Below are 19327 nucleotides of genomic sequence, written 5' to 3'. Positions count from 1 at the left end.
ACGAGCCTCATACCACTGAAGGAGCTTCATAATGACTGAATCGATCGATCCTGCGGTCACCTCCAAAATCATTCAGGCCTTGGCCAGCTATCTCAAACGCGATCCGGCGTCGATCACCGAGTCTCATCATCTCCGCGATGATCTCGGGCTCGATTCGGTTGCCATCATCGAACTGCTTTTCGAGATCGAGGAACGATTCAAGCTTCAAATCCCGGATCAGGATCTGCCGGGATTGAGTACGGTGGGTACCGTGGCGGCCTATGTCCATCGACGGCTCGTCGAATCGAAGACCGAATCCAAGCCTGAATCGGCGAAACCCGCCACCGCGGCAGGTAAATCGAAATCAGCCAAGGCCGCCCCGGCCAAGACCACCGCCGGCAAATCCATTCCCAAGAAGACAGCGTCAGCCAAGCCCACTTCCGTCGGCAAACCAAAGAAGACATCCTCCGTGACTTCCGGTAAGAAGAAAGTCGCGGCCCGATGAGTAAGCCTCAACTGCCCACACCCATCACGTTAGCTCAAATCCAAGAGGTGGTCGGGGGGACCATTCACGGCGACAGCCAGACACCGATCTCCGGTTTGACGAGTCTCGGTCAAGCCGATCCCCAGGCATTGTCCTTCATCACCAACGATAAAATGTCCAAGGCCGCGGCCAATCTTCCCGTAGCGGCGCTCCTGGTCCATCGGCATTTGTCCGACCTCGCCGTGCCGCAAATCGTCGTGGATAATCCGATGTTGGCATTCGCGCGCGTCGCTCAGACGTTTTTTGTCCGTCCGCAAGCTCCTCGAGGCGTTGCCGAACAGGTGACACAGGGCGCCGATGTGCGGATCGGGGCCGATCCTTCCATCTGGCCGTTCGTCACGTTGGGCGACCGCGTGACGATCGGTAATCGGGTCACGCTCTATCCGGGAGTCTTCGTCGGATCGGATTCAACGATCGGGGACGATTCCGTGCTCTATCCAAATGTCGTCGTGCGTGAAGGCTGTACCTTGGGTGCGCGGGTGATCATACATAGTGGAACCGTGATCGGAGCCGATGGGTTCGGATACGTGCAGCATCAGGGCCGTCACCATAAGATCCCGCAACTCGGCGGCGTCGTCATCGAAGATGACGTTGAATTGGGAGCCAACGTAACGGTGGACCGCGCGACATTCGGGCGGACCATGGTCAAGCGGGGTACGAAGGTCGACAATCTCGTCCAGATTGCCCACAATGTCACGGTGGGGGAGCACTGCATTCTCGTTGCACAGGTTGGCATCGCGGGTAGCACGACCATCGGTCATCACGTGATGATCGGCGGTCAGGCGGGGCTTTCGGATCATTTGACCATCGGTGATCAAGTGATGATCGCGGCCAAATCCGGAGTCAATCGTAGTGTGGAGTCGAACCAGATCGTCGGAGGCATTCCCGCGATGCCGCGTGAAAAGGCCCTGAGGGTTCAGGGAGTGATCTTCCAGTTGCCCGAGTTGAAGCAGCTTGTACGGGACTTGGAACAGCGTGTGGCGACCCTCGAAACTCGCATGAAAAAAACGCCCGGCCGGATTGCTCGAACCCAAGCCGCTCGCTCCAACAAGCGCTGAGGCCTTACTTCGCCGCTGGCTCTACTTTGATTACTCGCCGCCATAAGAACAGCCTGGCCCAATAGAATCCGGCCCACGGCATCAGGAGCGCTGGAAACGTACTCACACGGCCATAGACGGACGCCGCAACGGTGCCGCCGACCAGGATCATCACGCCGAACAGATAGGCGAGCGGGACGAACTGGCGCCCCGGGTGCTCGATGGTCGTCGCGTCGGACCTCTTTTTGAGCTTTCCTTTTTGACGATTCAGCCCTTCTTTCATGCGGGCCGCGAGAACTTCCGGAAACGCGCGCAGGAGGTACCGCTGATAGAGCGTCTGGGCCGCGCCCAACCCGACACCGGACATGAATAATCCGGAACTCTGATAGAAGGTATCCCACGTATAGCTGTCGGTGGCGAGCCACTGATATCCTAGACCTCCCACAGCCCCGATCACACAGATGAGTCCGAGAAGGCCGGACGGCAGGAGGATGTACGTCTTGACGTACTCCTGGGCTTGCTGGACGGTCTGTTGCGGATGATGAACATTGACGAGCTTTGGCACGTGTTTCCCTTTGCAATGGTCAAGATACTCGGAGTGGCCGAGCCCATTATAACCATCTCGATCTCCACAGCAAAGGGTAGAACAAGAGGACAAAACTCGTTGATTTCGATCTGATGGGTGACTCGCAGGACCAGTTCCATGTAGCACGGTATGGGCTGGACCCCATGATATCGTCTTGAACTGAACAGACAGAATCTGTCATCAGATGATCCAGAACAGAGCGATTGACGTTCAGCTGCGGATTACACTGTAGCGAGGGATGCAGCGATTCACCAAAGTATTCGATGAAGACCGAACGATGCGCCTGCGAGAGATTCAGAACTGAATCGAAGATCGGAAACTCATCGTGATTCGTTTTGGTCGCCTATTCCGAGGGACGTGCGTTCGTTCTCTTCAACCGTGCAATTGCATGATCTGAGGGTACCGCATACTTATTGGGGGTGGTGAATCGGCCTGTGACTGTCGATAATCATGTCGGGATCAGCACTGACGTCTGAAGATTCTAACGACGTCTTTCTGGTTTCCACCACGCCTTGCAGTGTCAACGCAATCGCATCCAGACTTTCGAGCAACAAAGCGAAGGAATCAGACACCGCGGTCGGCACCACGGAGGTTGTCGGCTGGGAAGAGGTATCTGCGAATGTGACACGTCCCGGTACCGGAGGATTGAGAGTTTCGGCGATAGATAACAGTGGGGTATGGCTCAAATCAACTTGACAAGAACGAGGCCCCTCATATGCTTGTTCCTGCGGATCGTCGAGCCGTACCACCGGACGAAGGGGATAACCGGTATTCACCTTGGTTACTGTTCCAATGTCCCCGGTTGTCAATCGTACCCTAGTCCCAAGGGGGAACAGCGAGAATTGCTGGACAAGCGCCTTCAAGATTTCTCGAGGAAAGGCCCGCCGTTCAGTGACCAGGAGTTCCTTGACTGCTTCGTGCGGGAGCAAGCGACGGCGGTAGGGACGCTCGCTCACCAATGCATCGAATATGTCAACAGCGCCCAAGATCTGAGCCATTTCGCTGATCTCTCTTCCCGTGAGCCGATTGGGATATCCTTGTCCATCGAAACGTTCGTGTGCCTGTAAGGTTAACTGAGCCAACCAACGATACGCCGGCCCGCATTTCTCAAGAATCTGATGGCCCAGATCAGGATGCCGTTCGATCAGCCTCCGCTCCTCCTGGTTCAATCGGCCTGCCTTGGTGATCAAGGATTTTGGTACGGCAAATAATCCGATATCATGGACAAATCCACCGAGGGCCAACTGGTATAGTTCGTCTCCATAGTACCCAAGGCCGATCCCCACCTTGGTTCCGAGTATCGCCACATTGATTAGGTTGGTAATGAGTGGTGACCCGTCAGGACCCGCGAGTGCTTCCACCACCAGCTCATCGTTGTGTTGCAAAGATGAAACGACATCTCTTGCCAGAGCTTCAAGCCGTTCGAGCGATACAGAATGCTGGTTCTGAACTGCGGTCGCGATCTCGCCCACCACATGCTCGGCTTCATTGTACCAGGTCGTCAAGGCATCACCCCCAGACCGATGGAGGCCCGCCGCTGCAGCAGGTCATTCGCGACTTTTTCCACCAATGAGCGTCTGATCTGATGCGCTCCCGAAATTCGACCGTAGTGAAGACACAGGTCACACAGCGAATTGATCAAGCGGCATACACCGCCGGTGAAATGATAAATGGAAGAAATCGCGCGAGCCGAGAATATCGGCAGCGCGACTCCCGCGGCGGCAAGCCGAGCCAAGACATAGGATTTTGTCTCGGCACGATCCAAATACCCGATGTGGTGTTGAACGGCTACTCGCTGGGCGAGCTGCGGAATACGATCGATGCGTTCCCGTAGTTCCGGTTGCCCGATGAGGACGAGTGTGATGAGAAATCGGTCATTGAGCTGGAAATTACTGAGAAGGCGCAGCTCTTCAAACACGCGGTCGTGCTCGATGGCCTGGGCTTCATCCACCACGACAACGGTGTCGACTCCCTTATGGTAGTTAGCAAGCAGCTGATCGTTCAGGCGACGTAATTGTTCCGCGCGTGTTCCGTGGGGATCCAATCCCAGTTGGAAGAGGAGCTCACCGAGAAATTCGTTCCCCGGAATAGTCGGGTTTGATACGAGAGCGATTTCATACCGTGATCGAGAAAGTTTGAGAATCACAGTACGACTGAGGAGAGTCTTCCCACTGCCGATTTCGCCGGTCAGCAGCACCATTCCTTTGCGGGCATGGATCCCGTACAGCAGTCGCTCTATCGCCATGTCATGTTGGATTGAGGGTACATAGAACTTGGGGTCCGGCACATTTTCAAATGGGTGAAGGTGTAGTCCCCAATGCGCCACATAGGACGAATCCTGACTCAGATTATGATGGGATATCGTATCGACAAGTGGCATGAGTGGATCCGTTTCGTTCCAGCTCCCCGTCCGGGGGCGGGTGCTTCTGGTATGAAGCTCGCTTAATGAGGTAATACGTTTTGTATCGCCACGCGCTCCATCCGCCCGCTTTCCGCCCATTCCTCGATCTCCTCCATGTTCTGTCCCAGCCGTGATTGGATTGCGTCGAAGTGTGTGGCGTTCACCATCGCATGGTGCTGGGTCACGATTACGAGGAAACTGTGTAATCCCATAAAAAACACCATCGCATTGGAAGCATTGACCTGTTGCGCGGCGGACCACAGCTGTGCGACGTGCTCAATAGGATTCTGTAAGTCGAGGGACGGTGAATTCTGGACGACGCGATCATTCTTGAGTGTCTGAAGGATAGTCCTTAACTGTGGAACAGCTTGTCGAACGACATTGAGAAAGCCTTGATCTCCTTCGGCTGACCGATCGAGAAACTCGTGGATGGAAGCCACATCGCATTGTTCCACTTTACGATCCAACAACCCCTCCGCCTGGGCCACCATCGTTTGAATCAAGTTGCGTTGGAATCTGTTGGCTGTCTGACGTTGAGTGTGAAGATCTCGCAGCAATATCAAAAAGTCTTTCGTCGGAATCTTCGTGGACGAATCTTGGGCAAAAGCTGGTACATGTTTCTCCTCAAAACTCACACCTGTCGATCTGGTCAGTGCGCCGTGAATGTGTCCCAGGTGTTTGCAGAGTGCGATGAAGTCGTCGACGGAGATTTGCGTGGAAGGATTTTGAACGGCTTCAACAAATGGAAGGGTGGAGAAACTCGCTCGTTCGACGTCGCTCAGGTTGAGTGTAGCCGCAGATCCGCCAAGGTTCGTAATCCCTACTTTGATCGTCTGCGCCAAGGCCCGATGGCGTTCCAAAGGGGGAGATTGTTGCAGTTCATCGAGCGCGACGTGAATTTGTTGAAGCCATTCCTGTGCCTCTTGAACAAAAAGCTCAACGAGCTCTTTCTGGAATGCATCCTCGGTTTCAACGGACATCGTCTTCGGCCCTTCAACACACCCGCGAGCATCTGACTGTCGGTGGAATTAGGATTGCCCCTTCCCGTTTCCAAGTTGGGAGGCCAATCCTGCAATCTCGCTTAACTTGCGGGCCATTTCCTCAAGTCGTTTTGTGGCGTTTTCGGCGGCTTGTTCAGCCTCCACCACTCGCCGCGCGAGCATGCCGTTGCGATCTCGTTCAACGGCGAGGAGTCCTTCCAATTCCGGAACTCTCAACGCCACGCTCTCCGACTCTTGACGTTGTCTTATTGCTTCTGTAAGCCTCTCTCTTTCGGTCGAAAGTTCCGACTCGAGACCCTGCATTTTTTGGTGTAGTTCAGCTTCCCGCTGTTCCGTACGCGCGAGTCTGGCGTCCAGGTCTTTGGCCTTAGTTGATATCTGCTCAAAATCCTCCAACTGTTGCACGAGTTCCTCCGCCGACGCCCGTTCGGTGTGTAGAGCAGACTCCAGTTCTGCGATTCGGTCAGATGCCTTGCGCCAGTTCTGGGCGTCTTGTTTGAATGCACAGACTGCCTCTTGTTCTGTCTTCAGGGCAGATTCCAGCTCGGGGATTCGTGATACTTGTCGCTCCAGTTTCGAGAGAGTTTCCTGAAGATCGCTGACCCGTTTTCGTTCGGCCGCCAACAGCGTTTCGTGATCCTTGGCTCTCGCGAGTTGCTCAGTGAACTCAGAGAGCCGTTTGGTCAGTTCTTCCGAACGAAGTTGTTCCGCCTGTAACTGTTCTTCAGTGTTTTTGAGTTTGCCGAGGTCCTCGCGCAGACTCTGTTGCGGTTGGCTCGACATCTGTATCGCCTTCTCAACCGAGGAGCTTGTCGGAGCGTTAACAGAGCCGGTGACTGCGGCTTGTGCGGGCTCCTGCTGCTTGGCAATCAGTTCGAGGACACGATCCTTCAAAGACGTACCTTGAAATGGTTTTTTCAACACGCCATCTGCGCGGCAGGACACGGCCTGCTTGGTCACTTCATCGTTCACGATTCCGGAGATGAGCAGCACGGGTGTTGTGGAGAGGGTTGCATGTCCACGAACAAAGGCACACACTTCATATCCACTCTTATCCGGCATGATGACGTCGGACACAACGACATCCGGCCGTTCCTTCGCAAGATAGGCCAAGGCTTCCTCTCCGTTTGCCGCGAGCGTGACGCCGAGGCCGGCCTCGGTCAACAGTCGCTCTGCGACTTTGCGAACCGCGATGCTGTCATCGGCGATCAAGATCTTCGGCATGCATGCACCTTTCGTCCCACCCCGGTACTAGGGAGATCATGACATCGTCGACCCAAGTCGTGATACAGAAAGGATAGGAATTTCATCCAGGCCGTTGGTATAACTGCCTTCGGCCGGCAAATCTTTGCCTCGGTATATCTGGAGCGTGGCCGGATCAACGGTATGGAGAACCGGAATCTCTTCATCGATGCACACAGCCATCTCTCCGAGAGGATGTTTCATCCTCAGGCACAACGGACTACTCCCTTGCACAGCAAGATGAAGGGATGCGGCCAGATCGAATACCGGTAACACGACTTGTCCATGACGAACCACCGCAGTAATAAAAGGAGTTTGGCCAGCGACAGGAATAGAACCGTTCCACTGGGAAACACTCGAGACGTTCGATGTGTTGACCGCCAGTCGCCTTCCACCCACAGAAAAGACCAACAGTTGCCATGATGGACATCCTGTTTCCCGCCGAGGCTTTTGACCGCTTCTTAGCATATGCGCTGTCGCGTGCCGGAGTCGTTTAAGCCGCTAATCCGGGCGTGGATCTCTGTCCCCCGCCACCGTTTATGCCGGGCACCCGTCCCTCAAGAACCCAGGCGATATTGAGCACCAATGCAACACTTCGCTGGAATAGGATCATGCCTCGATACCAGTGCTGTTCCGGTCCCTGGAATTGTGTCGGTAGCGGCAGAATTTGAGACGACTGGAGTTCAAGAAATCCCTCCACCGTGGAGACTCGAATACTGCCACGCCCTCCATGCTCAGAAAGCAGTACGATACGTGTATTGGCTCCATTCTGATCATGCGACACGCTCAGTCGATCGGCTAGATCAATGATCCCGTACTCCATGCCGTGCAGTGTGGGATTTGTGACGCCTCCAATCTCATCAAGCGTCAACAGCCCGGCAATCGATTCGACATCCAACGCCAGATACCGTCGGCCCAATGTCACGATGAGAAATCGTGATGGAGATGCTGGCGACGGAGTTCCCGTCATCGGTTTCCGTATGCCTATCCCTACGATCGTTTCACCCATTGTCTGTAACAAGTCCGATTCCGTCAAATGATACGAGTATTTCCACAGGGTTACTTGTGCAAAGCCGGCGCCTTGCCAAGCCACCGTTCAACCTCCTGAAGCAACGTCCGTTCTTCCACCGGTTTGGAAATATAAGAATTGGCGCCGAGGTTCAGTGCCATCTGCCGATGCTTGTCTCGGGCTCTCGTCGTCATGACTACTACCGGTGTATGTCGTGTTTCCGGACGACTTCTGAGCGCTTGAATGACTTCGAATCCGTTGAGTTTCGGCATTTCGAGATCGGTGAGAATCATACGGTAACTCGTCGTCGAGGTCTTTCGCAATCCATCTTCGCCATCGACCGCTGTATCGAACGGATATCCTGCAGACTCCAACATTCTCCCGACGAATTTGCGGATGCTCAACGAATCGTCTATCAAGAGCAGTCGAGCCTCGTTCGGGTCATTCACCGCCGCAGTTTGCGCGGGCTCTTTGGGCAGAGATTGGGACTTGACCAGGCGTGTTCGTGCAACCGAGTCCTTCGTATGTCTAGGCGTCAAACGGCTTGGATCGATCACAAGGACAACATGCCCTTCTGAATCAATGGTCGCGCCTCCGAAAAACGATCGGTCCAGAGGTTTCAGTGATCCAAGTGGCTTAATGACGATTTCTTGGCGACCCAACAGTTCGTCAACCGCTAATCCCAGAGGAGATCCGGCCGTCCGAACGATCACAGCCGGCATGGTCCAATCGATGGTTCCTGATTCTCGACGGAGAATGTGATGGAGCGATTGCAATTCAATCAGCTTGTCGTCGACCTGCAAGAATTTACGCTCACCTTCCTCTCGCATCGAAGAAGGAGTCGGCATGGTGACTTCTTGAATGCTTACCAATGGAATTGCATATCGTTCGGTACCCACTCGCACGAGTAGTGCAGTGGCAATAAGGAGGGTGAGAGGGAGATTCAGGGTGAATTTGGTCCCAATACCAGACTCAGACTCCACGTCGATATTCCCGTTCATGCCTTCAATGACTCGTTTGACCACGTCCAGCCCTACGCCTCGACCTGCTTGGTCTCCTATCTCGTCGGCCGTGGAAAAACCGGGCATGAAAATCAACTGAAGGATGTCCATGTCCGACATGGCTTGGATCTGCTGTGATGACACGAGTTCCATCGAGACGGCTTTGGTGCGTATTTTGTCCAAATCCAATCCCGCTCCATCGTCCTCGACTTCGATGATGACCGAATTGCCCCGATGAGCTGCGTGGAGATAGACGGTTCCAACGGCTGGTTTGCCCTTTGCAATTCGATCAGCTGCCGGTTCGATGCCGTGGTACACGGCGTTCCTGACCAAATGCACCAATGGATCCACCAATCGCTCCACGATTCCGGTATCAACTTCCGTCTGCTCGCCCGAGGTGACGAGGGACACTTCCTTGTTCGAGGTTCGGGCGATGTCTCTGACCGCTCGACGGAACCTGGTGAACGGTGTGCCGATTGGAACCATGCGGGCTCGCGCGATTTCGTCCCGCATCAACAAGGTCAAATGTTGAAGTTGAGTCATCTCGCCCTGGGCGTTTGAAATGGATTCATCCAACTGCGCCATCGACTCACTGATATCGGCGGTGACTTCTCCGATGCGCCGAGCCAAGATATTGAAATCGTCGTACTTGTCCAACTCGAGGTTGCCAAAATCACCGATCAGGGGAAGCTCTTGCCCTGCAGACGTCATCGGACTAGTCGGAGCTTCTAGATACGTGAAGGTATGTTTGTCGGCAAATGATTGGACGGAATCCACTAAGCGACGTTTGAATGCCAAAACTTGTTGTGACAGTTGATCCAAAACTCGCAGCCGTTGCTCCAACCGGCCTCGTCCAATGACGAGCTCTCCGACGAGGTTCATCAGCCGTTCGAGCCGTCCATGACTGACACGGATAACCTCTCGTTCCTCCCTTGACGTCTCGCTCGTGGCCCGATCCCCTCCTCCTCCAGACGCGCTGCCTCCGAACTGGTCCGCGATCCTGGAAGCGAAGGTTTTCTCATCTCGAGGCTCTGATCTCGTCGCGCGCGTGGTAAGCTGATCCAATTGTCGGAGTTCGGTTCGTGCTCTATCGAATTGTTGCCTCGTGTCCTCCACCGTATTGAGTTCTCTCCGCATGAGCACTCGCACAACATCGATGGCCCGAAGCATAAGGTCCGTATGACCCGGCAACACGCGGAGGGTACCGTCCCGTACCGCATCCATGAAATCTTCGACATGGTGGACAAGGTCGCCGATCGATTGAAATCCGACCGTATAGGCGGATCCTTTCAAGGTGTGCGCGCTGCGGAATAACTGATTGATCAGGTCCTTATTGTGCGGGTCTTTGTCCAACCGTAGGAGGTTGGCTTCCAACACTTCCAAATACTCCTGCGCTTCTGGGATAAAATAGGAGAGCACTTCCGGCTCCAAATTTGGAATCAAGTACCTGTCAGATAAATCCCCTGGTTGAGCTCTCGGGTTAACAACAGGCTCATGCCGGACAGAATTCGAGCCAGACGTTTCGGTCCCATCTGATGGAAAGGCGAGTAAAGGTGATGTGGCGGTATCTACAGACGCCTGGGCGAGACGATTTATAAGATCTGGAATGTCCCGTTGGAGCTGGCTTCTGCTGGAGGAGTCACGCAGAAGAATGAGTCGGATCAATTCTGCGGCATTCGCCAGCAGGTCAAGGAGACCATCGCTGAGAGGAAGGCGTTTTTCATGAACCGCGACCATGCAATCCTCCATCGGATGGGCAACGTCGCCGATGACCTGGAAGCCTACGGTGTACGCCGAGCCTTTTAGCGTGTGTGACGTACGAAAAAGCCGGTATATTGAGTCCTCATCATCTCTCTTATCTCTCAGAAGACGGATCAACTCCTCGATAGTGTCGAGATACTCCTTCGCTTCAGGAACGAAATACGACAAGATTTCGGCATCCAGTCCGGGATACATATATTCCTCGGTGACAACGGACGGTTCATGTTGTTTTATCGAAGCCCAACAGCGTTCTATGGTCTCCGCATCCTCAGCGCCGCCCTGCCCAATGGCGCGGACGACGACCTGAAGGCTTTGTGTAATGTTCCGCATTATATCGACCACTCCATTCCACTGAGCGGCAGGAGTCGGTGAGGTGCGTTCAAGTAACGTTTCCAGGTGTTCGGCGAGCTGGGCGACTCCGTTGAAACCATAGAGGGCGGCGGCGCCGCAAATACGATGGGCGACAATGTATTGATCCGTCAGTTCCAGAGGAGTGGGGATTCGTCCGTTGGGAGGATGCAATGCCTTGGTCAGGGCATCCAATCCATCCGATGCTTCGAGGACGAAAATGCTGATGAGGTTTTGCCTGTCGAACTCGGAGCTCATCGGTCCCTCTTGGCGCCAGAAGGTTCTTCTCGCTCACCGGATGAGGGAGATTCTCAGACCAGCTTGAACTGTGACACCGAAGTGGTCAAGCCTTCAGCCAACGTCGCCATGTCTTCGACCGTCGCACGCGCCGAATCGGTGGCCTTTTGCGTTGCCACGGCGCCTCCGGTAAAGTCTTTGATCGAACGTCCGACCTGATCGGTGGAGACGGTCTGATCCGCAGCCGCAGCCGCAATGCTTTGCGCAAGTTCGGCAGACCGTTGAGCGATGGTCGAAATCTCTTTGAACACATCGCCTGTACGCAAGGCCGAAGCCGATCCGTCCTCGACCGCCTGAGTTTCATGTTCCATGGCTACGACCGCATGTTGAGTTTCGCTTTGGATGACCTTCACCAGATCCGCGATCTCACGCGTGGCCTGTGTGGAGCTCTCGGCGAGCTTCCGCACTTGATCGGCTACCACGGCAAAACGTGCGCCGGCTTCACCGGCTCCGGCGGCTTCGATCGCAGCGTTGAGCGCCAAAAGATTGGTTTGATTGGCGATATCCCGAATCGTCGAGACGATTTGTGAAATCTCCAATGAACGGTCACCGAGCCCCTTGACTTGTTTCGACATCCGTTGAACCGCCAATTGAATGCGCTGCATATCTTGGACGGTTTGTTGCACCGCGAGTCGACCGTCTTCAGTGGCCTTCAAAACCTGGCGGGCCGCATCGGACGATGCTCCTGCGGTGTCCGTCACTTGACGCATCGATGATGCCAACTGTTCTACCGCGCCGAGAGCCTTGATGGATTCTTCAGCTTGATGCTTGGCGGTTCCCGCCATTTGTCCGGCATTGTCTTTCAATTTGGTCGCCGCGGTATTGACACGTTCAGCAGCCTGGCGCACTTGCTTCATCAACTGGGAAAAGCGCTGGATCATGAGGTTGAATCCGTCCGCCAGGTTTCCGAACATGTCAGCTGTCACTTCGCCGCGTTTGGTCAAATCGCCTTTCCCGACATCGGACACCAACACCAGGAACTGCACGAGTTGTTTTTGCATCTTGTCCCGTTCTTCTTCTGTCGAGACGAGAGCCGTGATCCGATCCAACATGATGTTGAACGCCTTGGCCATATGACCGACTTCATCGTCGCTTTCTAGACTCGCCCGCGCCTGTAGATTGCCTGCCGCGGCCTGTGTCGCGACATCTGCCACATGGATGATGTCTTTCACAATGCTGCGCGCGAGGAAGTATCCGATCGCGATGGCCAAGAGGAGAGCCACAACTGCTCCGCCAAGCATGAACTTCGTGAGGTAAACGGCCATCTGCTGTCCGCTCTCGTTCAATTCACTGGCCAGGTCTCGAATAAGTTGCGCCACCCATTGGAACCGCCATGTCGATCTGCCGTGCCACAATGCCACCTCCGTTGACAGCACCATGGTTCCTAGCTCTCTCATCGACTGCCGTTGCTCGTCCGAGAGCGAGGGGTCAAAGCTATCGTTCAACGCTCCCACGGCGCTTTCAGCGGAGGCAAAATACTCCCTTAATGTAAAAAGAAGGACGTCCAGTTCTTGTCCGTCGCGACGGCCGTCCGTCGTTTCGTGGGTCGCGAACGGTCGATACGTCTCAATCGGCGTCATGGTCCGCCGCTTCAATTCGGCAAGGGGAATGATGGCCTCATCAAACGCTTCTTTGTGTTTTTGGTCAGCCACACTCAACAGCGCATTGTGATAGAGACTGAGATAGGTGCTGCTGACCGCGACCTGCGAGACGCCTACGGTGGATTCATCGTAAATGGAACGCAGCTGGCTCTTCAGTGTCGTCAGCCCCGTCAAACCGATGAATCCGATTGCCATCATGCCGACCACGATGGCGGAAAACCCGAGCAGGATCTTGTGCAGAGCTTTCAGATTCTTAAACCAAGCACGAGGCGACCGTTTTAACGTTTTCCTAAGCTCCGCCATGGTTGTCCTCCTGCGCACGACTCGCGATCGGGCTTATTTGTGCCGACATCAACACTTCCTGGGGTGGGTTATGAACTCTGGCCAGTGGCCGTCTCTTCCATGGATGACAACAGTCGAGACATTTCCAGTATGGCGCTCGGTTTGTTCTCGGTTTTGAAGAATAGAGAAACCATGGGGTGGCGCTTGGCTGTGGGATGAGCCGAGGGCGTGATCAGATCGTCTGAATGGATGGTACGGATTTCCGGCACATCTTCTACAAGAATACCGACTTGGTGTGTGCCATGACGGACGACCACCGCATATTTCGGCATGACGGAGGCGGACACGCCCAACGCTCCTCTCAAATCTGCCAGTGGAATGATGGTTCCCCGTAGATTCGTGACACCGACCAGCGAGTCAGGCATTCCCGGTACGGGCGTGACAGACTCGGGCTCAAAGACTTCGCGGACTTGACGCAAGTCTATGGCGAACCGTTCTTGGCCCAGCTCGATCAGACACACGCGCAGGGAATCGGCGGCGCTGGGCTGCTCCGGAACCGAATCTGAATGAAGCTGAGGTAACTCACCTATGGAAATCATCGATCGTTGTCCAAGCAAGATCGGCGCTCTCAGCTCAATGCGAGCTTCACCGCTTGCAAAAGATCCTCCGACTTGAACGGTTTCACGACGTGTCCGTTGGCTCCCTGTTGCTGCCCCCAAAACTTATCGCTTTCCTGTCCCTTCGAGGTGCAGAGTACAATCGGAATGCCCTTGAAGCGGGCATCAGTTTTCAGATCCCGGCACGCCTGAAATCCATTCCGGCCGGGCATTACCACATCCAAAACGATAAGATCTGGTTTTTCCGCGACGACCTTGTCCTCCAACCCATCTGCAGTCGAGAACGATACAACGGTGTGTTGGGCGGCCTTCAAATATGACTCGATCAGTTGCAGTTCTGCGTACGAGTCATCAACAACCATGATTTTGCTCATACACCCCTTCCTCTCTCTTCCATAAAGGCGCTTCTCTCTACCCTCAGGCAGTGTAGCGACTTGTTGATGATTGGCAAGAAAAGGGTGAATATCGACATTTTCTTCGAATCTGGTTGGTGTGGATACCAGTCCGAGAATCGATAGGGACACCGCATGATGGATGCTGCAAACCGACTTTATCGGATGAGACGAAAGAGGTCGACGTTCTCGGACAGATGATCAGCCCACCGGTCAAGTTCGCTGTTTAACCGAGCGGTGACCGACTTTGAAACATGAGTATCAAGCGGTCGAAGCCCTTTCTTTACGCGAGCACGATTGAGCCACGCACGACGAAAACCCGGTTCATCGAACATCCCATGGATGTATGTGCCCCACACCAGTCCGTCTTTTCGAATAGCTCCATCAAACCCATCTTCATCCTCGGCGATCGGCTGGTACGCGTTCTCACCTGATATGGAATGATGATAAACTCGAAAACAGGGAAGTTCGTTGACTCGCCGCGTGACACCCATATGAATCTGATATCCACGGACCAAGTTATGGCCGACCGAGAAGAAGTCCGTTGGGTAGGCGTCGGTCTGTAGGGTGTATTTCGTCTGCTTGAGTTCTGTCTCCGTGCTCAAGTACCCCAGTCCGGTGCTCATCCCTCCCTGTTCGACCTGGTAGGGGTCCGTGATCGTTCGGCCAAGCATTTGATAGCCACCGCAGATACCGATAAGCTCTTGACCATTGTCGATATGGCATTGCAACGTACCTAGATAACCTCGTTCCTTCAGGTAGGAGAGATCGGCCAGCGTATTTTTGCTCCCGGGAATAATGACGATATCGGCGCCGTTGAGGGCCGGAGGAGAGGTGATATATTGCAAGGACACATCATTTTCAGCCGCCAATGCATTAAAATCGGTAAAGTTACTCATGTGGGGCAACAGAATGACGGCAATATTGATTCGGTCAGATACAAAACTTGTCTGATGATGCCCGGTCAGATCCAGACTATCTTCTTGGTCCAGTATCAGATCACGAAGAAATGGCACGACGCCCAACACTGGAACCTGGCTGCGAGATTCCAGGAATCGCATCCCATCGGCAAACAGTTTGGCATCGCCTCTGAACTTATTGATGATGACCCCGCAGACCCTGGCCCGTTCGTCCGGCTCCAGCAAGTCTAATGTCCCTATCACTTGAGCAAAGACTCCACCTCGGTCGATATCCGCCACCAACAACACCTTGGCATCAGCTAGCTTGACGACGGGCCAATTGACCAGATCCCATTTTCTGAGATTGACCTCGGCTGCGCTCCCCGCCCCCTCGATCACCATCACGTCATATTGCCTCGATAGCCGTGCATAGCTGTCTTGTATGACCGACCAGAGCCATGGTCGTCCATCAAAGTATGCCGAAGCCTCTTGCTTCGCGAGTACCTTACCGAGAACCACGACCTGAGAACACTTATCCGATTCCGGTTTGAGAAGGATCGGATTCATATCAACATGTGGGGAAAGTCCGCAGGCTTTGGCTTGCAGCGCTTGCGCCCGTCCGATCTCATGCCCATCCGGCGTGACGAATGAATTTAGGGACATGTTTTGAGCTTTGAACGGGGCGACGCGAACACCTGTGCGGTAAAGGAGTCGGCAGATCCCAGCCGTGATCAAACTTTTGCCGACGTCCGACCCGGTTCCAAGGATCGCCAGTGCCCGTGTCGTCATCGGTGCGGCGCCTGCCAAGCCTTTGCCTTTGCTAAGCCGCGAGTGACACAGTCGACAACGACTCGTCCCACCAACGCTCCGATAATAGTGTGCGTCCCGCTATAGATGTGCGACGGACCCTGTCCCCGTAGCTGACAAGCGATCACGACTGCATCCGTCCCGGTGCCGGTGGCCGTCGTGCCGCTATGGCAACTCGGCACTTTATGATCGTACAGCACACCGGTCTTCGCCTCGGTAGCTACTTGCACGACACCGACCATCGCGGGGTGAGAGAGACTCCCATTCGTGACGAGAATGAGGTTGATCGTGCCCGGCTTGCCGGGTTTGCTGCGATGAAAACGTTGTGGTGGCCATTCTCCGGCCCGAACGGCATTCGTTACACCGACGGTCGCAAAACACTCCACCCAGAGCCCGTCGGAAGCAGCTCGTGCCGTAACCAGCTGTGCCATCGGCACCGCCGTCATGAGTCCGACAGTCCGCGCGTGGATCCCGAGTCGGGAAGCCACTGTTCGCAAGGAATGAGCGGGATCGAAGACGGTCTTTGTACGGTCCCCGCTTGCCGAGGGATGTGCCTCGACCTGGTGATTGAGGACACACGAAGCCAGCGTGAGCCCCCCTCCTTGTGGCGCGGATGAAAGCACGCGTTTCATGCCTTCAAGGTCGATGATCAGCGTCTGCTCCATAATTCGGTAGCGGGTATGGACTCGTGGGGAAGTGCCTTTCATCGCGATGCCTTATGTGAGCAATTGAGCGAAGGAGCGAACGAGCCGGTTGTTTTCTTGAACGGTTCGCACTGCGAGTCGGATAGATCGAGGGTTCATGCCGGGTACGGCCGAACAGTCACGGATCAACAGACCCCGCTTTCGCAACTGTTCGGTGATGTCGCGCGCATGGCGGCCACGAGGCAACTCAACCAGGAAGTAATTCGCGTATGTCGGCATCACAACACAGCCGGGGAATGCAGCCAGCATTGTTCTCATCCGTTCACGCTCGCGGACCATGAACCGTAAACTCTTTCGCGCATGTGCCGTTTCGTTCAATGCAGCCAGTGCAGCGACCTGCCCCATCATGCTGACGGACCAAGGAGGCAACTGCCGTCGCAATTGTCGGATAGTCGCTTGTGTTGCGACCGCATATCCTACCCGCAGTCCGGGTAAGGCATAGAATTTCGTCAGGCTGCGTAAGACCACCACATGCGACCAGGATGACGCCCGAGACAGGACAGATCGTTCCGGACAATAGTCGGCAAACGCTTCGTCGATGATGAGCCAGAGACCTCGCCGGCGAGCGATACCTGCCAATCGCGCGACATCGTCGGCAGTGCAGGCTTGCCCCGTCGGGCTATTGGGATTGCAGATGATCACACCATCGATGGAGCATCCATCGCCCAGTCCTGTTTCCATCACCTGGGACAGGCGGTCAATCGGGATGGCATACTCGTCCCGTCGGTCTGCGTAGAGCGCGGTGGCCTGACCTCCGGCTCGCACCATTGCGGCAGCATATTCTGAAAAGGTGGGCTGAACGACGAGGAGTCGATGAATTCCCAATGCGCGAGGGAGTGCATCGATCAACTCAGTGGAACCATTGCCTACCACGATCTGTTCCGGTTCAATAGACCAGAAGGTAGCCAGCGCCTGCCGCAGATCCCAGCAATCAGGGTCAGGATAGTGAACCAATACATATCTGGACTTCGCGATGGCTTTCCAGACATCAGGAGAGGGTCCCAGCGGGTTGATGCTGGCGCTGAAATCAAGAATCTCGGCGGGATCACAGCCCAGTTCCCGTGCCGCGGTATAGACATCCCCACCATGCGCTCTTACGCTCACACGAGCCATCGACTCCCCACCGCGAGAACTATCCCCAGCACCGAAGCTGCCGCCATGATCTTTGCTGCCAACCTGATATCTGGTGTTTCAGCGCTCCGTCCTTCCGCACCAAGAATAGGCCGGTCTTGCGCGATTCCATCATAGAAGTTTGTGCCGCCTAATCTCACTCCAAGGATTCCTGCCAGAGCCGCCTCAGGCCTGCCGCTGTTGGGACTCGGATGTTTCTTCCCATCCCGCCGAAGCACTCGCCATCCGTTGTGAATCGGTTCCAGTCGTTGGGTGACGAGACCCGAACCAAGGATAAGCAGTACTGCCGACAACCGGGCAGGAATCCAGTTGGCCAGATCATCGAGCCGAGCCGACGCCCAGCCAAGATCCGCATAGCGCTCATCACGGTGGCCGATCATGGAGTCCAGTGTGTTGACGGCCTTATAGGCCAGGGCCAAGGGGGCACCGCCGATCGCAAGATACAACAACGGGGCGATCACACCGTCCGCCGCGCTTTCCGCGACCGTTTCCACCGTCGCGCGGGCCACCTCCGATTCGGACAGTTCCGCTGTGTCCCGCCCCACGATCATGGCCACAGCGCCACGGGCGGCAGGAAGATCGCCGGCTTGGAGCGGATCATCCACCGCACGGACATGATCCCACAGGTCCCGTGCCGCAAGAGTTGTTGAAGCCAAGACGATCGACAGTGCCGATCCCATCCACCAGGCAAAACGTTCGACCTCTTCGATCACGACAACGCCGAGACAGTACGTCAGCATCGGCAATCCTCCGGCCAGACAGATCCCCGCCGTGCGAAGGCTGGTGCGACTTCGGCAGACCTTGCGGACCCGGTGATCGACCCACGCAATGCACCGGCCCATCACGCGGACAGGATGCGGCAGCCAGCGGGGGTCGCCAAACATCCTATCAAGCGCAGAAGCGAGAAGGAGTTCGCCGCCGGTCATGGTAACCGAAGCAGGAGTGGAACGAGCAGCAGGAAGAGGATTTCGATCACTTCATTCATGGCCCCAAGCGTATCCCCGGTGATTCCTCCGAACCATCTACGGCAAGCTGACCAGCCGACGAGAAGGATCAGAGCCCCAGCGAGGAGGATCAGAGATGCACCGATTGCCCCAAAACCTCCTGTCAGGGCAATCGTCAAGACCGCCGTGGATATGGCCACATGTCGCCAGGACAAATGGGCAAGGAACGGCGCCGCCAATCCCCCTTCCGATCTGGCATAGGGGGACATCCAAGCCAGCGTAACCATCGCCCAACGTCCCATCGCCGGCATGCAAAACACAGCGGGAAGCCGTAACTCCGGCGGCAGTGCCATCAGTCCGGCGTATCGGAGAATCAGCGACAGAAAAAGCCCTGTGGCACCGATCGCCCCGATACGAGGATCGCGCATGATTGAAAGCCGTTCAGTCGGCGTCCGACCTCCGGCCAATCCATCCAAGGTATCGGCAAATCCGTCCTGATGAAGCCCGCGCGTGAACAGTACTAACAGAACGATCAGGAGCACATTCCCGACCACCGGCGAGAAGACCGCAGCCAATCCAAAATCAGCCGCGATAAGTCCACCACCGATCAGCAAGCCGATGACCGGGTACCAGGCCATCGATGCGGCCAGCTCCGGCGCGGTCGGCTCATGATGAGCCCGGCTCAAGGGTATCGTCGTCAGAAAATGCCAGGCGAAGATAAATGGACGGGCCATGGTTCCCATC

General features: G+C 55.4%; 18 protein-coding genes. 2 read left to right on the top strand and 16 right to left on the bottom strand.

The window, feature by feature from the left end; translation table 11 throughout:
* The first annotated feature begins 31 nt into the window (after positions 1-31).
* Complete coding sequence (locus A4E19_12630; GenBank protein OQW37521.1) at positions 32-484, top strand: hypothetical protein; 453 nt, start codon at positions 32-34, stop codon at positions 482-484.
* A complete protein-coding gene (locus A4E19_12625) occupies positions 481-1581 on the top strand; it encodes a hypothetical protein (protein ID OQW37520.1) in 1101 nt (366 codons plus the stop codon). Before A4E19_12630 ends, A4E19_12625 begins: the two co-directional genes overlap by 4 nt.
* Positions 1582-1585: 4 nt before the next feature.
* On the opposite strand, the gene A4E19_12620 is transcribed toward A4E19_12625, so the two are convergent.
* The 16 genes from A4E19_12620 to A4E19_12545 all read right to left on the bottom strand — a co-directional run bounded on the left by A4E19_12620 (position 1586) and on the right by A4E19_12545 (position 19326).
* A complete protein-coding gene (locus A4E19_12620; GenBank protein ID OQW37519.1) occupies positions 1586-2125 on the bottom strand; it encodes a hypothetical protein in 540 nt (179 codons plus the stop codon).
* A 431-nt stretch (positions 2126-2556) separates the two neighbouring features.
* On the bottom strand, positions 2557-3651 hold the full coding sequence (locus A4E19_12615; GenBank protein ID OQW37518.1) for a hypothetical protein: 1095 nt from the start codon (positions 3649-3651) through the stop codon (positions 2557-2559).
* On the bottom strand, positions 3648-4526 hold the full coding sequence (locus A4E19_12610; protein ID OQW37517.1) for a hypothetical protein: 879 nt from the start codon (positions 4524-4526) through the stop codon (positions 3648-3650). Before A4E19_12610 ends, A4E19_12615 begins: the two co-directional genes overlap by 4 nt.
* A gap of 62 nt (positions 4527-4588) precedes the next feature.
* Complete coding sequence (locus tag A4E19_12605; GenBank protein OQW37516.1) at positions 4589-5527, bottom strand: hypothetical protein; 939 nt, start codon at positions 5525-5527, stop codon at positions 4589-4591.
* A gap of 48 nt (positions 5528-5575) precedes the next feature.
* Positions 5576-6772 (bottom strand): hypothetical protein, encoded by a 1197-nt coding sequence (locus tag A4E19_12600; GenBank protein ID OQW37515.1) that lies wholly within the window; start codon positions 6770-6772, stop codon positions 5576-5578.
* A 36-nt stretch (positions 6773-6808) separates the two neighbouring features.
* On the bottom strand, positions 6809-6994 hold the full coding sequence (locus A4E19_12595) for a hypothetical protein (protein OQW37514.1): 186 nt from the start codon (positions 6992-6994) through the stop codon (positions 6809-6811).
* 289 nt (positions 6995-7283) lie between these two features.
* Complete coding sequence (locus A4E19_12590) at positions 7284-7883, bottom strand: hypothetical protein (GenBank protein OQW37513.1); 600 nt, start codon at positions 7881-7883, stop codon at positions 7284-7286.
* On the bottom strand, positions 7850-11167 hold the full coding sequence (locus A4E19_12585; GenBank protein OQW37512.1) for a hypothetical protein: 3318 nt from the start codon (positions 11165-11167) through the stop codon (positions 7850-7852). The genes A4E19_12590 and A4E19_12585 overlap by 34 nt, the downstream gene beginning before the upstream one ends.
* Positions 11168-11220: 53 nt before the next feature.
* The gene (locus A4E19_12580; protein ID OQW37511.1) at positions 11221-13110 is read right to left on the bottom strand and encodes a hypothetical protein; all 1890 of its coding nucleotides are present in this window, start codon (positions 13108-13110) and stop codon (positions 11221-11223) included.
* Positions 13111-13178: 68 nt separating this feature from the next.
* Positions 13179-13688 carry a hypothetical protein gene (locus A4E19_12575; protein ID OQW37510.1) on the bottom strand — a complete coding sequence of 170 codons (510 nt, stop codon included), beginning with the start codon at positions 13686-13688 and terminating at the stop codon, positions 13179-13181.
* A 29-nt stretch (positions 13689-13717) separates the two neighbouring features.
* Positions 13718-14080 (bottom strand): two-component system response regulator, encoded by a 363-nt coding sequence (locus A4E19_12570; protein OQW37509.1) that lies wholly within the window; start codon positions 14078-14080, stop codon positions 13718-13720.
* A 176-nt stretch (positions 14081-14256) separates the two neighbouring features.
* Positions 14257-15786, bottom strand: a complete 1530-nt coding sequence (locus A4E19_12565; GenBank protein ID OQW37508.1) for a cobalamin biosynthesis protein CobQ — start codon at positions 15784-15786, stop codon at positions 14257-14259.
* Entirely contained in the window at positions 15783-16469 is a 687-nt protein-coding gene (locus A4E19_12560) for a hypothetical protein (protein ID OQW37507.1), read from the bottom strand. The genes A4E19_12565 and A4E19_12560 overlap by 4 nt, the downstream gene beginning before the upstream one ends.
* A 51-nt stretch (positions 16470-16520) precedes the next feature.
* Positions 16521-17621, bottom strand: a complete 1101-nt coding sequence (locus tag A4E19_12555) for a hypothetical protein (GenBank protein ID OQW37506.1) — start codon at positions 17619-17621, stop codon at positions 16521-16523.
* Positions 17609-18565, bottom strand: coding sequence for a hypothetical protein (locus A4E19_12550; protein OQW37505.1), 957 nt, complete (start codon positions 18563-18565; stop codon positions 17609-17611). The genes A4E19_12555 and A4E19_12550 overlap by 13 nt, the downstream gene beginning before the upstream one ends.
* A complete protein-coding gene (locus A4E19_12545) occupies positions 18562-19326 on the bottom strand; it encodes a hypothetical protein (protein ID OQW37504.1) in 765 nt (254 codons plus the stop codon). The genes A4E19_12550 and A4E19_12545 overlap by 4 nt, the downstream gene beginning before the upstream one ends.
* Between the last annotated feature and the right edge of the window lies 1 nt (position 19327).

The sequence above is a fragment of the Nitrospira sp. SG-bin1 genome (assembly GCA_002083365.1).
In the GTDB taxonomy this organism is placed as follows: Bacteria; Nitrospirota; Nitrospiria; order Nitrospirales; family Nitrospiraceae; genus Nitrospira_D.
This window is presented reverse-complemented; position numbering and strand designations above follow the sequence as displayed.

Excerpts from the sequence above, each read along its gene's own strand:
- A4E19_12610 (OQW37517.1), bottom strand. The coding sequence starts at position 4,526 with ATGCCACTTGTCGATACGATATCCCATCATAATCTGAGTCAGGATTCG.
- A4E19_12585 (OQW37512.1), bottom strand. The coding sequence starts at position 11,167 with ATGAGCTCCGAGTTCGACAGGCAAAACCTCATCAGCATTTTCGTCCTC.
- A4E19_12605 (OQW37516.1), bottom strand. The coding sequence starts at position 5,527 with ATGTCCGTTGAAACCGAGGATGCATTCCAGAAAGAGCTCGTTGAGCTT.
- A4E19_12600 (OQW37515.1), bottom strand. The coding sequence starts at position 6,772 with ATGCCGAAGATCTTGATCGCCGATGACAGCATCGCGGTTCGCAAAGTC.
- A4E19_12580 (OQW37511.1), bottom strand. The coding sequence starts at position 13,110 with ATGGCGGAGCTTAGGAAAACGTTAAAACGGTCGCCTCGTGCTTGGTTT.
- A4E19_12550 (OQW37505.1), bottom strand. The coding sequence starts at position 18,565 with ATGACCGGCGGCGAACTCCTTCTCGCTTCTGCGCTTGATAGGATGTTT.
- A4E19_12565 (OQW37508.1), bottom strand. The coding sequence starts at position 15,786 with ATGACGACACGGGCACTGGCGATCCTTGGAACCGGGTCGGACGTCGGC.
- A4E19_12560 (OQW37507.1), bottom strand. The coding sequence starts at position 16,469 with ATGGAGCAGACGCTGATCATCGACCTTGAAGGCATGAAACGCGTGCTT.
- A4E19_12555 (OQW37506.1), bottom strand. The coding sequence starts at position 17,621 with ATGGCTCGTGTGAGCGTAAGAGCGCATGGTGGGGATGTCTATACCGCG.
- A4E19_12575 (OQW37510.1), bottom strand. The coding sequence starts at position 13,688 with ATGATTTCCATAGGTGAGTTACCTCAGCTTCATTCAGATTCGGTTCCG.
- A4E19_12570 (OQW37509.1), bottom strand. The coding sequence starts at position 14,080 with ATGAGCAAAATCATGGTTGTTGATGACTCGTACGCAGAACTGCAACTG.
- A4E19_12545 (OQW37504.1), bottom strand. The coding sequence starts at position 19,326 with ATGGGAACCATGGCCCGTCCATTTATCTTCGCCTGGCATTTTCTGACG.
- A4E19_12630 (OQW37521.1), top strand. The coding sequence starts at position 32 with ATGACTGAATCGATCGATCCTGCGGTCACCTCCAAAATCATTCAGGCC.
- A4E19_12595 (OQW37514.1), bottom strand. The coding sequence starts at position 6,994 with ATGAAACATCCTCTCGGAGAGATGGCTGTGTGCATCGATGAAGAGATT.
- A4E19_12625 (OQW37520.1), top strand. The coding sequence starts at position 481 with ATGAGTAAGCCTCAACTGCCCACACCCATCACGTTAGCTCAAATCCAA.